Raw genomic sequence first — 15,070 nt, 5'->3', positions numbered from 1 at the left:
GGTTGCGGCACACCGGTTGCCGGCCTTCAGTGACGGTACGCGGCTGTCGCGATCTGGACGAAGGACCGGATCAACGGGTTGGTGTCGCCTTCGTTCCACACCGCCACCACTCGGCTCGGCGCCATGTCGACCAGCGGTACCACGACGAGCTCTGCGGGCAGGTCGTCCCCGAGGGGGGCCAGGCCGACCGTGCCGTTCCACAGCACGGCCTGCAGGCATTCCTGAACGGCGCGCACCACCGGCCCCTCTCGCGGCCTGCCTCCGTTCCAGTACGACTGCCAGACGGGGTCGGTGCCCGGCGGGAACTGGAACCAGCGGCGGTCGTCCAGTTCGGCCAGCCACAACCGGTCGCGGCGGGCCAGCGGATCGTCGGCGCGCAGGACCACGCCGACCGGATCGGTGCGCAGCGCGCACACCGCCAGACCCGTCTCGTCGAAGGGCGCCCGCGTGAGCGCCACGTCGACCAGTCCGGCGCGCAACCCGCACGTCGGATCGGTCAGGTCGGTGTCGCGGATGCGGATGTCGATGCCGGGGTGGTCCCGGCGGTAGGCGGCGGCCAGTCTGGACGCCCCCGGGTCGCCGCCGTTGCCCAGGATGCCCACGGTGATGGTGGCGGCGCCCGCCGCCGCGCCGACGCGCACCCGGACGCGGTCGGCATGGTCGAGCAGGGCCCGCGCCTCGTCGAGCAGCACCGTGCCCACCGGCGTGAGCGCGACGCCGGTGGGCGAGCGGACGAAGAGCGGGGCCCCGACCTCGGCCTCCAACTGCTTGATCGCCCGGCTCAGCGGCGGCTGGCTCATGTGCAGTCGGGCGGCGGCCCGGCCGAAGTGGAGTTCCTCGGCGACCGCCACGAAGTAGCGCAAGGTCCGTAGCTCCACGCTGCAACGATACCCGTGGGGTATCGGCGCTGCGGGATGGGTCTTGGACAGGGACGGGGCCCCGGCGGTGCACTCGTGGGCATGACCGAAGAAGCAAGGAACAGCGAGCCGCAGGTCGGCCCCGCGATATCGGTGGTGGGTCCCGGCGACGGCGAGACGATCGTGCTGGGCACCACGCGCATGCGCGTCCTGGAGGACGGCAGCCACACCGGGCACCGCCTCGCAATCGCCGAGTCCGTCCTCGCCCCGCGCACCCAGGGACCGCCGCAGCACCGTCACGCCCAGCACGACGAGGGCTTCTACGTCCTCTCCGGCACCGTGCGGTTCACCGTCGGAAACGACGATTACGACGCCACCGCGGGCACGCTCGTGATGGTGCCGCCGGGCGCACCGCACACCTTCGCCAACCCGACCGACCAGCCCGCCGTCATGCTCAGCACCTTCACCCCCGACCTGTACGTGCAGTACTTCCGCGATCTCCAGGCCGTGTTCGCCGACGGCCGGCCGCTCACGCCACAAGCCAACATCGACGCGATGAGCCGCTACGCGACCGAGCCCGCCACCGACCTCGCCTGAAGCGGACGGGAGGGAAACGCCCTCCCGCTACCGACGCAATCGACAGGGCCGCGCGAACCCGTGGCCCGTGAACGGGAACGATGAACATCGCCTACTGGATCGTCGCGGGACTCCTCGCCCTCTTCTACTGCTACGCGGGCACGCTGAAGGTGACCCGAAGCCGCGATCGGCTCCGCCCGATGATGGCCTGGGTCGACCGCATGCCCTTGCCCGCCGTCAGGGCGCTGGGGACGGTCGAAATACTCGGCGCCATCGGCCTGGTCCTGCCACCGCTGACCGGCATCGCGCCCTCGCTGGCGACGGCCGCGGCCGTCGGCTTCGTCCTCCTGCAGACCGGTGCGATCGCCGTGCACCTCACTGGTGCGGACCGCCGGATCACACTCAACGTCGGACTCACCGCCACGGCGGCCGTGACCGTCTGGCTGGCCACCGGAGTGTGACAACGCACGTCCCTCACCCGGCTGTTCACCAAGGTGAGGCACCGTCAGAGGGCGGGGTCCCTCGAGGCAGGGTCCTCCGAGACGCGCTCGTCGGGGGCCCTCTCCCCGGGCCCGGGCGGCTACCCGCAGGGCTGGCCCGAGCAGTTGGCGCAGCTCACCGTCGAGGTGGGCACGAGCACCTACCTGCTGCCCTCGGGGCGTCCGGAGCTGATCCGGACGTTCGCCGAGGAGGTGGCCCCCGCCACCCGGGAACTCGTCTCCGCGGCCCGCGCCCGGGGCGACGAACCGCGCACGTCCCGGACGACGGCGGCGGAGTACGCGCTCCGTCGGCGGCGGCCGGGCACTGGTTCTGGCGCGGACCGGCCGGACACAGCCTGACGGCCCACCGACACCCCCGGCACTGATACGCCCCGGAGCGTTGCGCGTCGGCGGTCGGCGGTCGGAGGTGTCAGCCGTGGCGGCCGGGCAGCATGGCCAGGGCCTGGGATCGCCGGGCGACGAGGTCGTCGTAGGTGCCGTCGCGCTCGGCCCAGCGGTGCCCAAGGACGCCCTTCACGAGGATCTCGTGGGGGGTGGGGTCTTGCGACAGCAGGTGCATGACCTCGGTGGCGAAGTCGTCGAGCGGCAGCGCGTGCGGGTTCACCTTCTCCTGTCCTGCCGTGGCGACGGCCGGGGGAACGAGTTCGACGACGCCGACACCGGTGCCGTCGAGTTGCGCGCGCAGTGCCTCGGAGTAGGCGTGCACCGCGGCCTTCGAGGCGGCGTAGGAGGGCATCGGCGGGAACGGCAGGAAGGCGATGCCGGAGGTGACGGTGACGAAGGTGCCGGTGCCCCGCCGGACCAGGTGCGGGGTGAAGGCGTCGACGACCCGGATGGTGCCGAGCAAGTTGGTGTCGATCGTCGTTGCCGCCGTCTCGAAGTGCGCGGGGTCGCGCAGGTCCTCGAGGAGCATGACGCCCGACATCGTGACCACGGTGTCCAGCTCGGGGTACCGGGCGAGCACGGCATCACGGAGGGAGGCGACGGAGGAACCGTCGGTGACGTCGACGGGGAACGTGCCGAACCCTTCGTCGGCGAGTTCCGAGAGTGCCTGCGGGCTGCGTCCGCCGACGGCCACGGTGCTGCCCGCCGCGGCGAACCGCCGGGCCAGCTCCCGCCCGATGCCCGAGGTTCCGCCGACGATCAGAACGGTGCGGTTGGAGAGATCCACGAGATCTTCCCTTCAGTACAGGGCGCCGCCGGCGTGGGGGCCGCGGCACAGACAGTGACGCTCTCTGTCTCTTCCGAAACAGTGCTCTCGCAGTCTTGACGGCATCCGCCGGGTGTGGCAGGTCCCTCGTCTTCCCTGGTCCTGTCAGGGCCCCTCTGGGACCGGCGCACCGCATTACGGTGTCGGTATGAAGGACGAGGAATCCGGCAACCGGCTCGGCAGCTACCTCCGTGCCCGACGCGGACTGGTCACCCCGGCACAGGCAGGACTCCCGCCCGGGGGCAACCGCCGCGTGCCCGGCCTGCGCCGCGAGGAAGTCGCCCTGCTCGCCGGGATCAGTCCCGACTACTATCTGCGCCTGGAACGGGGCCGTGACAAGAACCCCTCACCGCAGGTACTCGAGTCACTCGCGCGGGTTCTGCGACTCGACGACGTCGAGCGGACGTATCTGCTCGGCCTCGCGGCGGCACGCCCCAGGGCGCCCCGACGCAAGCGCCCCGAGCACGTACCGGCGCGCGTGCACGAGCTGCTGGCCCACCTGCAGATTCCCGCGTTCGTCGAGGGCCGCGCGTTCGACGTACTGGCCGCCAACCCCATGGCGGTGGCGCTCTCCCCCCGGCTGCGGCCCGGCCAGAACCGGCTGCGTTCTCTTCTCCTCGATCCCGAGGAACGAGCCTTCCACCAGGACTGGCCGAAGGCCACCGCCGATTTCGTCGCCGCCCTTCGCACCACCATCGGGGACGACACCGACAACCCCCGGTTCGTCGAACTCGTCGGTGAACTCGCCCTGTCCAGTCAGCGGTTCCGTACCCTGTGGGCCCGCCACGACGTGCGCAGTCTCGACGGGGGCACGACCACCGTCCACCACCCCGTCGTCGGTGAGCTGCGCCTCCACCGCGACAAACTGGCCATCGACGACGTCATCCTCGTCGTCTACTACCCCGACAAGGACAGCGACAGCGACGAGAAGCTGCGTCTCCTCGCCGCACTCTCGCACACCGAGTCCGCCAGTACGGCACACGACGAACCGGCGGACGCCCCGCACCGGCAGACACCCTGACGAGCACGCACCGCTCCGGCGTCGAACCGAGCGCCGTCAGTCTTCACGTACGAGAGGACCGCGCGCCGAGTCACGGAAGTGGGCGACGAGCGGATTGGTGTCCGCGCGGCGACCGCAACACCACTGCTTCGAGTCGCGACGTGACCGACATCGGCATCTGGGACCGCGCGACCAACATCCTGGCCGTACGGGTCCGCCCCGGCCCAGTGGACGTCGGCGACGGCATGGTGGTGCCGTTGTCAGCCGACGAGGGCTTGGGTGATCTGCCGGGTCGTCTGCGCGGCGACCCGGGGATCGACGGCGGCGTAGGAGGTGTAGGCGTTCAGGCCGGTGGCCAAGGCCCAACCGCGTCCCCGCAGCCAGGTGGCATCGTCCACGCCGAGCGCCTCACGGAAGGCGGCTCGGCTGTGGGCCGACATCAGGGTGAAGGCGATCATCAGGTCGCAGGCCGGGTCACCCGTACCGAGCCCGCCGAAGTCGATGACGGCGCTGAGGCAGCCGTCGGAGGTCAGCAGGTTGCCGGTGTGGAAGTCGCCGTGGAACCACACCGGGGAGCGGTCCCATCCGGGCGCGCTCAGTGCCGCGTTCCACAGTTCCGTCATCGCCGCGGTGTCGAACACGCCGTCGACCTCGGCGATGGCGGCCCGCGTCGCGCGGTCCCGGTCGGACAAGGGGCGGCCGGTGAGGGCTTCCGTGGTGTCCCCGGCGGGGGTGTCGTCGGGTGCGAACCGCTGCAAGGCGGCCAGGAAGTGGGCCAGTTCGATGGCCGCCTCCGAGGAGTCGCCCAGTGCGGCAGCGCTCGCCGTCTCGCCGTCCAGCCACCGGGACACCCCCCACGGCCACGGATAGCCGAAGCCCGGGCCGCCCACTGCCACGGGTACCGGGATGGCCAGGGGGAGGTGCGGGTCGAGTCGTGGCAGCCACTGGAGTTCCTTCGCGGCCTGTCCGACGGCTCCGGGATGGCGCGGGAGCCGCACGGACAGCTCCTCGCCCAACCGGTAGATCACATGATCGGAGCCGGCGGGGCTGAACAGCTTCAGGGCCAGCTCCGCCCACTGCGGGAACTGCGTGTCGACCAGGCGCCTGACCAGCGCCTCGTCGATCCGAGGGCGCATGTCCGCAGTGCGAAGGGCTGCCAAGGACAACTCCCGTGGCCGGCCCGCCCCGTGCGGCGGGCAGTCGTAGCCATCACAGTGGTTCACGGATGCGTTTGTCGACCGATTTGGTCACGCACGGCAGACGCATCGAGGTGGGGGCTTCCTCAGTGAGCGTCGACGTGGAATTCGCTCGCCGGTCAGGCGCCTCCGGCTCTACTCTCGCGAGGATCGGGAGCATCGGAAGGGGCCGCATGGCCAGTCACCGCACAGTCAAGGCCATCAACGCACTGACCGCGCGCTGGGCCGCGACCCTGCCCCACGACGGCACAGTCTTCGCCGCAGCCGGGGTGTGGCCGTTGCTCGGCCTTCTCGCCGACGGTGCTGCAGGTCCCGCCCGGCAGGAGCTGTCGGACGCACTCGGCGTCCCGGCCGCCGGCGCCGCGACGGCAGCACGAGACGTGCTCTCCACGCTCGGGGCGACGCGCGGCCTGGCCGCGGCCCTGGGACTGTGGACCCGCGGCACCCTGCCCCTCGAACCGGCCTGGCTGGACCGACTGCCCGCCGACGTGCACGGGCGGCTCACCGGTGACCCCGACAGCGATCAGTCGCGCCTCGACGCTTGGGCAGCCGCATGCACCCAGGGGCAGATCGAGGCGATGCCGGTCACCGTGGACGAAGACACCCTGCTGGTGCTGGCCGGCGCCCTGACCCTCCGCACCGACTGGATCCGGCCCTTCACCCCGGGCGAGATGGCAGCCGAAACCGGGCCCTGGCGGGGCATGCACCTGGCCGCCCTGCACCGCACCACGAGTCTCCCGCACCGGGTCGGCGTCGCGGACACGACAGCCGGCCCCCTCACCGAACTCCGGATCATCGGCACCCAGGGCATCGACGTCCATCTGTACCTCGGGCCGCCCGAAGCAACCGCGGGCCAGGTCCTGACTGCCGCCGTGGACGCACTCCACCACCGCCGGGCCATGGTCCCCGGCAGCCAACTCCCTTACGGCGCGCCGGGCCCGGGTCTGTCGGTGAGTCGCGTTCCCAGTGTCGACGGCGAACCCACGCTCCACGTGTCCACCGTGCCGTTCACCGTCAAAGCCCGCCACGACCTGCTCAATGACCCCGACCTGTTCGGGCTGCGCACGGCGACGGACGCCTCGCGAGGCCACTTCCCCGGCATCAGTGCCAAGCCACTTGCCGTCCAGGCCGCCGCACAGACGATGACGGCGACGTTCGGCGCACGCGGCTTCCGCTCCGCGGCCGTCACCGCTTTCGGCATGGTGGCCGGCGGCATCCCGCGCCACCCGTTCCGAGCCCGCGAGGTCAGCGTCCGCTTCGACCGTCCCTTCGGGTTCCTCGCACTGCACAGCGCGTCCCGACTCGTCCTCAACGCGGGGTGGGTCACCAGCCCTGACACGCTCGAGGAAGACTTCTGATCCTACGATCGCCCGGTACCACTGCTGGAGGGGCGGGACACATGACCGGTGCGGACGCCTCTTCAGCGGCCATGTGCTGCGCCGGCGCAAGTGGCAGGCCGGAGTGGGGGGCTCCTGACGCGTAATGAACGTGTGGACGTCGTCGCGTCCTGCTAACGTCTGCGGCATGAAGCGCGCTGCCATGACGACGACGCCGGAGAGTGTCCCGGCGCGCTGACAGACGACCTGATCCGAAGCCCCGGGGCCAAGTGCCCCGGGGCTTCGTCGTAGGCCCGGTCACTTGCCCCGCGACCAGCAGGGAGACCGCGATGACCACCGCGCACGACCACCGCAGGCTCGGCCGTGAACTGGGCCTGTTCGACACCGATCCGCTGATCGGCGCGGGTCTGCCGTACTGGCTGCCCGACGGCGCGGCCGTGAGGCACACCCTGGAGGAGTACATCCGTGCCGCCGAGCGGCGGGCGGGCTACCAGCATGTGTACTCACCTGTCCTCGGCAAGCGGGAGCTGTACGAGATCTCCGGGCACTGGGCGCACTACAGCGACGACATGTTCCCGCCGATGGACCTCGGCGGGGAGCAGGTCGTCCTTCGGCCCAGCCTGTGCCCGCACCACGCGGTGATCTACCGTTCCCGCTCCCACAGCTACCGCGAACTGCCCCTGCGCATGGCTGAACTGGGCGGCATGTACCGTTCCGAACTCTCCGGCGTGCTCGGCGGACTGACCCGGGTGCGGGCCATCCAGCTCAATGACGCGCACATCTTCTGCACCCTCGACCAGGTCGCCGAGGAGGCGCGGGCGGCGCTGGAGATGATCCGTCAGGCGTACGAGGCGCTCGGCATCGGCGCCACTCGCTACCGGCTCTCCCTCCCGGGCCCTGGCGGCAAGTACGTCGCCGCGCCCGAGAAGTGGCAGCGGTCCACCGCCCTGCTGACCGGCGTCCTCGACCGCTCCGGTCTGCCCTACGAGGCGGCCGAGGGAGAGGCCGCGTTCTACGGCCCCAAGATCGACGTCCAGGTCACCGACGGCGCCGGCCGGGAGTCCACCCTGTCCACCGTCCAGGTCGACTTCCACCAGCCCGAGCAGTTCGACCTGCACTACATCGGCGGGGACGGCGCCAAGCACCGGCCGGTCATGGTCCACCGCAGCATCATCGGCAGTGTGGAACGAGCCGTCGCCCACCTCCTCGAACAGCACGGCGGGGCCTTCCCCGCCTGGCTCGCCCCGACCCAGCTGGTGATCCTCCCGATCTCCGACACCGAACTGCCGAACGCCGTCGACCTCGCCCGGCGCTGCACCCGACTGGGCCTGCGAGCCCAGGTCGTGGGGCCGGACCGCGGAAGCCTGGGTGCCCGTGTCCGAGAGTTCCGCCTGGTTCCCTACCAAGCTGTCATCGGCGCCAAGGAGGCCGCCGGCGATCACGTCGCACTGCGCCTGCGTGACGGCCGCCGACTCGATCCGCGGCCGGCCGGTGAGGTCGTGAACCGCATCAGCACTCTCGTCGAGGCCCACAGCACCGACCTGTGGGCCGACGCCACCTCGTAGCAGGTGACGCGATCGGGCTGTGGGCCCGGGCGGCCACGGCGGATGACCGTGCGGATGGCAATGCTCTGGGAGATTCCTCGCCGGACGATGGCACTCCCTCCCCACAAAGACGTCATTCTGTACATTTCGACCGTTTGAGGGCTTGTGATTCCCATCGAACTCACATGAACGGTCATCACGCTCCCATCGGCTCCGTCGAGCCTGGGTCTCGCCGCACCGTGACGGTACGGCGAGACCCAGCGAGCAAGTCGGGAGAGCCAATGGGAGAGCCAATGATCGAGGTTCGCGGACTCACCAAACGCTATGGCGAGGTTCTGGCCGTCGACGATCTGAGCTTCGGTGTGCGTCCCGGCGAGGTGACCGGCTTCCTCGGCCCGAACGGCGCCGGGAAGTCCAGCACCATGCGCATGATCCTGGGCCTGGACGCTCCCACCTCCGGCACCGCCACCGTCGGTGGCCGCCCCGTCGCCGAGCACCCCGTTCCGCTCCGCGCTGTCGGGGCCCTGCTGGACGCGAGCGCCGTGCTGTCCGGCCGGAGCGCGTATCACCACCTGCTGGCACTCGCGGCGAGCAACGGGTTGTCGCGCGGGAGGGTCGAGACCGTGCTGGAGGAAGTGGGGCTGTCGGGCGTGGCCCGCCGGGCGGCCGGCACCTACTCCCTCGGCATGCGGCAGAGGCTGGGCATCGCGGCCGCCCTGCTCGGTGATCCACCGGTCCTGGTACTCGACGAGCCCCTCAACGGGCTCGACCCCGAGGGCATCGTCTGGATCCGCCGGCTGATGCGGCGGATGGCCGCCGAGGGGCGGGCCGTGATGATGTCCAGCCACCTGATGAGCGAGGTGGAACTCACCGTCGACCGTCTGGTCGTCGTCGGCCGGGGCCGGCTGATCGCGGACACCGCAATGTCGGACTTCATCGGCTCGGTGGCGAGTCGGGAGGTCGTCGTCCGTACGCCCCGGGCGGTCCCCTTCGCCGGCCGGCTGGCCGCGGCCGGCGCCGCCGTACGCACGATCGCCGATGAGGAGGGAGGGGGCGGTCCCGGGCTGGTCGTCACCGGGCTCGACGCCGCCAGGATCGGTGCGCTGGCCGCGGCCACGGGCGTCGAACTGCACGAACTCGCCCCGCGCCGGACGTCGCTCGAAGAGGCGTTCATGGAGCTGACCCGGGACAGCGTCGAGTACACCACCGAGGCGGAGGCCGCCTGATGAGTCAAGGCACCGTGGAGAATCGCAGGGCACGACTGAAGCGGCCGCCGCAGCGGTCGACGAGGATGCGGCGGGACCGGCGCGAGGCCCCCGGGGCCGGCGCCACGGGCCGGGCGGGTCTCTCCCAGAGCCTGCGTGCCGAGTGGATCAGGTTGCGCACGATGCGCGCCACCCTGTACGTGGTCGTGGCCACCCTCGTCGCCGGAGCGGGTCTCGCCTCCCTCAACGGCTCCTCGGCGGGGGACGAGTACGCGGCCATGCCGGCCGCGGACAGGCTCACCTTCGACCCGCTCGCCATCAGCCTCAAGGGCGTCATCCTGGCGCAGCTCACCCTGGCGCTGCTGGGAGGGCTGGCCATCACCTCCGAATACGGCAGCCGTACGATCGTCAGCACCCTCACCGCGGTCCCCCGCCGCGGCCGGGTGCTCACCGCCAAGGCCGTCGTACTCACGGCGATCGCGCTGCCGACCGGAATGCTGACGACGTTCGGCGGATTCCTGTCGGGCCGGGCGGCACTCGACTCCTCGGGGGCGCCGTACGTCGCGCTCGGCGACCCCGGGACGTGGCGAGCCGTGCTCGGCGGCGGACTGTTCCTGACCCTCGCCGCGCTCCTCGGGCTGGCTGCCGGCGTCCTGATCCGCAGTACCACGGCCACGGTGACGACCCTCTTCGCGACCACGCTGATCGTACCCGCCCTGGCACCGGCCCTGCCCGGGCCGCCGGCGGACTGGGCGGCGAAGTTCTGGCCGCCGTCGGCCGGCGGGCAGATCGTGACCGGGTACCGGGACCCCGATCTGCTGGACCCGTGGCCGGGTCTCGCCGTGATGGCAGGCTGCGTCGTGGTGCTGCTGGTCGCGGCGTTCCTCACCTTCCGCCGACGGGACGCGTAGCAGGATCGGTGCGCGACGCCGATCGCGACGAGCGGCCGGTGCGGCGATCGGCACGCACGAGCAGAACGGACCAAGCATGGCGGAACGGCTTCTGGTGGTCGAGGACGACACCACGCTGCGCGAGCTTCTCTCGGCCAGCCTGCGGCTGGCCGGCTTCGAGGTGCGGGCGGTCACGACCGGTGCCGAGGCAATGGAGGCGGTGCTCCACGACCGGCCCGACCTCGTCGTCCTCGACGTGATGCTGCCGGACTTCGACGGCTTCGAGGTCGTACGCCGCCTGGGCGGGAGCGGAAGCGGAAGCCGGGGTGGGGCTCCGGCAGCGGCCGGGCCCCCGCCCGTGCTCTTCCTCACCGCCCGGGACGCGGCCGAGGACCGGATCAGCGGCCTGTCCGCGGGCGGCGACGACTACGTCACCAAGCCGTTCAATCTGGAGGAGCTGATCCTGCGCATCCGGGCCATCCTCCGGCGCACCACCGGCCGGCAGCCGGACGCCCACCTGTCCGTCGGTGACCTCACCCTGGACCCGGAGGGCCATCACGTGACCCGCGGCGGACGGCCGCTCCTGCTCTCCCCCACCGAGTTCAGCCTGCTGCGCGTACTGATGGAGCACGTCGGCCAGGTGCTGACCAGGCGACAACTGCTCGAAGCCGTGTGGCACTACGACTTCGGCGGCGACGACAGCATCGTCGCCTCGTACATCAGCTACCTGCGGCGCAAGGTGGACACCTGCGAGCCCAAGCTGATCCACACGGTGCGCGGCACCGGCTACGTGCTGCGCAGGCCCTCGCGGTGAACACCGGGACGTGCCGGACGCGATCGACGAAGACGGTGGCCGGCCGGATCAGGGGTCTCTCGCTGCGCGGCCGGTTGCTCGTGATCACCCTGCTGCTGTTGACGGCCGCGTTGTTCGGCAGCACCGGACTCGTCGTCGACCAGCTCCGGCGGGGCCTCGTGGAGCAACTGGACGACCGGGTCCGGGGCGTGGCCGAGGTGTCGGCGCGGCTCCCCACGTTGCCGGACACGGTCGGCGAGGACGAAGCGCCGCAGGTGCGCGAAGCGGTGGAAGTGCAGTGGATGCGGGACGTCTACGTCGCCCACCTTGCCCCGGACGGCCGCGTCGAGCGCGTGGTCCGGTCCGCCACCCGGAAACCGCCCGCGCTTCCGCGTCTCGACACCGCGACGGTCGCCGAACGTTCGGGTGCCCCGTTCACCGTCGAGAGTGAGGGCGGCGCGGACGACTGGCGGGTGATCGCCGTACCACGCGTCGCCGAAGGCGGTGGCCCGGGCGGCAGTGTGGTCACGGCCGGCTCGCTGGGCGGGGTCGACACCTCCGTACGGCACCTCGCCGGCCGGGTCCTGGTTCTGGACACGGCTGTCCTGGCGTTCCTGGGGTTCGCCGGCTGGTTCGCGGTACGCGCGGGTCTGCGTCCGTTGCGCCGCATCGAGACCACCGCGGCAGCGATCGCGTCCGGGGACCTCTCCCGTCGCGTGCCACAGCTCGCCGCCCCGCGCACCGAACTGGACCGGCTGTCCACGGCGCTCAACGGCATGCTCGACCGGATCGAGGCGGGCGACGCCGCCCGCGCCGACTCCGAGCAGCGCATGCGCCGGTTCATCGCCGACGCGAGCCACGAGTTGCGTACCCCGCTGGCCGGCATCAAGGGTTTCACCGAGCTGTACCGAATGGGCGGCATGCCCGAGCGTGCCGACGTCGACGCCTCGATGGGCCGGATCGAGCGCGAGGCGGCCCGTCTGGCCGGCATGGTGGAGGAACTCCTGCTCCTGGCCCGTCTCGACGAGCAGGGCGCCGCCGCCCTGCCGCTGCACCGCACGCCGATGGACCTGCGCACCCTGGCCGTCGACGCGCTGCACGACCTGCGTGCCCTCGACCCACTGCGGCCCGTCGACCTCACCGGCCCCGGTGGCGGACGGCCCGGTGCCGCCCCCGTCCTGGGCGACGAGGCCCGGCTGCGCCGGGTCACCTCCAACCTCGTCGGCAACGCCGTCACCCACACCCCGCCCGGCACACCGGTCCGTATCGGCGTCGGGACGCGGGACGGGTACGCCGTCCTGGAGTTCGCGGACGACGGGCCCGGGATGACCGGTGAGCAGGCCGAACGGGTCTTCGGCCGCTTCTACCGGGCCGACCGGGCCCGCACCCGCTCCGGGGAGGGCGGCGCCGGACTGGGGCTGGCCATCGTCGAATCGCTGGTGCGCGCGCACGACGGCCGGGTCGAACTGCGGACGGCTCCGGGTGCCGGTGCGACCTTCCGCGTCCTGCTGCCCCGCGACGTGTCGGAGTAGCCGGGGACGCCGCCACCCACGGAGTCGACCAGTGCCCGGTTGCCCCGGCCGCGGCGCCCCGCGGGCACTGCGGACGCCTCGTACTCCCGGTGCTCGCCCTCCGCAGAGTGCCGGGGCCGTGGGCCCCGTTTGGCGTACGGCCGCGCGCGGGACTCGGTGCGGTCGTCATTGGATGGTGCTCATGGCCGCAGAGAAGCGCAGGGGTGCCGAGCGGGTCCGGTGGGGCCGGGTGATGGCGCGGTCCCTGCGGGTTCGGCCGTCGGCGTCCGCGCGGGCCGAAGGGTGGCCCCGGCGGCCGGCCGCGGAAGGGGAGCCCGGGGTGGTGACCCCGCTGTGGCGGACTGCCGGTCCGCCGCGCGTCTGGCGGGCGCACGGCGCGGGCCGGTGACGGGCTCGGTGAGAGCCCTCGACGTGCGGCTCTTCGACGAGACGGTGGCGGCGGTCGCGCTGTTCGCGGGCTCCGAGCACCGGCTGGTCTACCAGAACGACGCGTGTGCCAGGCTGCTCGGAGCCCGGCCGGTCGGGCTGCCCGCGAGGGAGGCGTTTCCCGAACCGGACGCGGAGGAGTTCCTGACCGTGCTGGACGAGGTGGTCGCCACCGGGCGGCCCCGCCGGCTCCCCGAAACGCGCGAGCCCGACCCCGGGGCCCCGGAACAGGCCCGGTACTTCGTGTACTCCTGTACGCCCGTCTCCCTCGCGGAGGGCCACGGCGTGATGGTCGTCGCGCTGGACACCACCGCCGAGACGATGGCACTCGAACGGTACGAGGCGGTGGTGACGGCCGTCTCCCAGATGGTCTGGGTGCTGCGTGCGGACGGATCCGCGCAGGAGCTCGTCCCCGGCTGGCAGAAGCTGACCGGGAGCCCGTGGCACGACCGGATGGATGAACGGTGGGGCGCGTTCATCCACCCCCGTGACCTGGCCCGTCTTCGGCAGGAATGGCGTGCCGCGCTCGACCGGGAGCCACCGAGGCTGTTCGAAACCACGTTCAGGGTGCGCGCCGCCGACGGCTCGTACCGTCATGTGTGGTCCCGGTGTGTGCCGATCCTGCGCAACGGCCGCGCCGAGGAATGGATCGCCGCGACCGACGACATCGAGGACACCTGGAACGCCGCGCTGCGCGAGCACCTTCTCGCCCAGATCGCACAGGTGTCCGGAGGAGGGCTGGACGAGTCCTTCGCGGCAGTGGTGAACGCGATCGTTCCGGAACTCGCCGACGCTTGCGTGATCATGCTGTTGGCCCAGGAGGAGTGGCCGCTGCCCGGGCACGTACCCGTCACGGCCAGACGGGCCGCCTCCTCGACCCGTCACGGCCTGCCGGCACGGCCCCCGCTGCGGGACCAGACGATCGTCGTCAGTGACACGGTCCGGGACATGCTGGAGCGACGCACCCCGCGCACCTTGCGTCTGCCGCCGGGCGAAAGCGTGCCACCGGGCGTCGTCCCCGCGGTCACGGAGCAATGGCTCAGGACCGCGAACGCCACCAGCGTGACCCTGTATCCGCTGGTGGCCGAAGACATCGTCCTCGGCTACGCCGTGATCAGCGCCAACGAGGACTCCCCCGCTCCCGGCCCGGCCGACACCGAGCGACTGCAGAGGATCTTCCAGTTCGCGGAGCGGCCCATCCGCAAGGCGCTCGATCTCCAGCGGGCACGCCGCACCGCCCTGCGCCTCCAGCATGCGCATCTCACCAGCCCGCCGACCGTTTCCGGCGCGAGTCTGGCCGCCTGCTACGAGCCGGCCAGCTCGGCGAACGAGATCGGTGGCGACTGGTACGACGCCGTCGTCCACACCGACGGCACCCTCGTTCTCGATATCGGAGACGTCGCCGGGCACGACCTCACGGCGGCCACCGCCATGGGACAACTGAGGAGCATGCTCCGGGGCCTGGCCTGGAACAACGGTCCGGAATTCCTGCCCTCGGCCGTCCTGACCATGCTGGAGAACGCCGCCGAAGGGCTGGACATCGCCTCCTTCGCCACGGCCGTCCACTCCCGCCTGCAACGTCTGCCCGACGGCACCTGGCGCATGACCTGGGCCAACGCCGGGCATCCGCCGCCGCTGCTGGTCCCCGCCAGGGCCGAGCCGTACTTCCTCACCGGCACCGACGAGGATCCCCCGCTGTGCGTCGACCCCGGCCTCCCGCGTACCTGCCACGCCCACACCCTGGCCCCCGGGGACACCCTCCTGCTCTACACCGACGGCCTCATCGAGACCCCCACCTCCTCCCTGGACGAAGGCCAGCACAGACTTCTGACCGCGGCGGCGCGACAACGGGACGAAGAGCTGTCCGCACTTCTCGTCTCGCTGCAGAACAGCCTGTCCGACAACCGCGACGACATCGCCCTGATCGCCTTTCGAGTCGATCCGCCGGGTTGACGCCGGAGGTCCACCGGGCTGACGCCGGAGATCCGCCGCGCGCCCCGCCGA

The 15,070-nt window shown here is 71.8% G+C and carries 14 protein-coding genes; 11 read left to right on the top strand and 3 right to left on the bottom strand.

Features of this window, described 5'->3' with window-relative positions; genetic code table 11:
* Positions 1–26: 26 nt before the first annotated feature.
* Positions 27–878 (bottom strand): LysR family transcriptional regulator, encoded by an 852-nt coding sequence (locus D1J63_RS35440; RefSeq protein ID WP_241235651.1) that lies wholly within the window; start codon positions 876–878, stop codon positions 27–29.
* Positions 879–959: 81 nt separating this feature from the next.
* Between D1J63_RS35440 and D1J63_RS35435 the strand changes: the two genes are divergently transcribed.
* The 3 genes from D1J63_RS35435 (at position 960) to D1J63_RS37415 (ending at position 2,272) form a co-directional block, all read left to right on the top strand.
* Positions 960–1,454 (top strand): cupin domain-containing protein, encoded by a 495-nt coding sequence (locus D1J63_RS35435; protein ID WP_176156010.1) that lies wholly within the window; start codon positions 960–962, stop codon positions 1,452–1,454.
* Between the two features lie 80 nt (positions 1,455–1,534).
* Positions 1,535–1,894: a DoxX family protein gene (locus tag D1J63_RS35430; RefSeq protein WP_125634719.1), complete on the top strand. Its 360-nt coding sequence runs from the start codon at positions 1,535–1,537 to the stop codon at positions 1,892–1,894.
* A 33-nt stretch (positions 1,895–1,927) separates the two neighbouring features.
* Positions 1,928–2,272: a hypothetical protein gene (locus D1J63_RS37415; protein WP_241235650.1), complete on the top strand. Its 345-nt coding sequence runs from the start codon at positions 1,928–1,930 to the stop codon at positions 2,270–2,272.
* Between the two features lie 70 nt (positions 2,273–2,342).
* Here the strand turns inward: D1J63_RS37415 and D1J63_RS35420 are convergent, their stop codons facing one another.
* Positions 2,343–3,104 (bottom strand): SDR family NAD(P)-dependent oxidoreductase, encoded by a 762-nt coding sequence (locus tag D1J63_RS35420; RefSeq protein WP_125634717.1) that lies wholly within the window; start codon positions 3,102–3,104, stop codon positions 2,343–2,345.
* A gap of 187 nt (positions 3,105–3,291) precedes the next feature.
* Here D1J63_RS35420 and D1J63_RS35415 point away from each other — a divergent pair, with 187 nt between their 5' ends.
* Positions 3,292–4,164, top strand: a complete 873-nt coding sequence (locus D1J63_RS35415) for a helix-turn-helix transcriptional regulator (protein ID WP_125634715.1) — start codon at positions 3,292–3,294, stop codon at positions 4,162–4,164.
* 239 nt (positions 4,165–4,403) lie between these two features.
* Here the strand turns inward: D1J63_RS35415 and D1J63_RS35410 are convergent, their stop codons facing one another.
* Positions 4,404–5,303 carry an aminoglycoside phosphotransferase family protein gene (locus tag D1J63_RS35410; RefSeq protein WP_125634713.1) on the bottom strand — a complete coding sequence of 300 codons (900 nt, stop codon included), beginning with the start codon at positions 5,301–5,303 and terminating at the stop codon, positions 4,404–4,406.
* A 209-nt stretch (positions 5,304–5,512) separates the two neighbouring features.
* On the opposite strand from D1J63_RS35410, the gene D1J63_RS35405 reads away from it, so the two are divergent.
* The 7 genes from D1J63_RS35405 (at position 5,513) to D1J63_RS35375 (ending at position 15,019) form a co-directional block, all read left to right on the top strand.
* Entirely contained in the window at positions 5,513–6,697 is a 1,185-nt protein-coding gene (locus D1J63_RS35405; protein WP_125634711.1) for a serpin family protein, read from the top strand.
* Between the two features lie 308 nt (positions 6,698–7,005).
* Positions 7,006–8,241, top strand: a complete 1,236-nt coding sequence (gene thrS / locus D1J63_RS35400) for a threonine--tRNA ligase (protein ID WP_125634709.1) — start codon at positions 7,006–7,008, stop codon at positions 8,239–8,241.
* 272 nt (positions 8,242–8,513) lie between these two features.
* Positions 8,514–9,446: an ATP-binding cassette domain-containing protein gene (locus D1J63_RS35395; protein WP_125634707.1), complete on the top strand. Its 933-nt coding sequence runs from the start codon at positions 8,514–8,516 to the stop codon at positions 9,444–9,446.
* Positions 9,446–10,336 (top strand): ABC transporter permease, encoded by an 891-nt coding sequence (locus D1J63_RS35390; protein WP_241235649.1) that lies wholly within the window; start codon positions 9,446–9,448, stop codon positions 10,334–10,336. The genes D1J63_RS35395 and D1J63_RS35390 overlap by 1 nt, the downstream gene beginning before the upstream one ends.
* A 76-nt stretch (positions 10,337–10,412) precedes the next feature.
* The gene (locus D1J63_RS35385; protein ID WP_125634705.1) at positions 10,413–11,129 is read left to right on the top strand and encodes a response regulator transcription factor; all 717 of its coding nucleotides are present in this window, start codon (positions 10,413–10,415) and stop codon (positions 11,127–11,129) included.
* Positions 11,126–12,640 carry a HAMP domain-containing sensor histidine kinase gene (locus D1J63_RS35380; RefSeq protein WP_241235648.1) on the top strand — a complete coding sequence of 505 codons (1,515 nt, stop codon included), beginning with the start codon at positions 11,126–11,128 and terminating at the stop codon, positions 12,638–12,640. Before D1J63_RS35385 ends, D1J63_RS35380 begins: the two co-directional genes overlap by 4 nt.
* Positions 12,641–13,036: 396 nt before the next feature.
* Positions 13,037–15,019: a SpoIIE family protein phosphatase gene (locus D1J63_RS35375; protein WP_164713120.1), complete on the top strand. Its 1,983-nt coding sequence runs from the start codon at positions 13,037–13,039 to the stop codon at positions 15,017–15,019.
* The last annotated feature ends 51 nt before the right edge of the window (positions 15,020–15,070 follow it).

Source organism: Streptomyces sp. KPB2 (assembly GCF_003950055.1).
In the GTDB taxonomy this organism is placed as follows: Bacteria; Actinomycetota; Actinomycetes; order Streptomycetales; family Streptomycetaceae; genus Streptomyces; species Streptomyces salinarius.
Note: the sequence above shows the minus strand (reverse complement) of the source record. Positions and strands in the feature narration are given on the sequence as shown.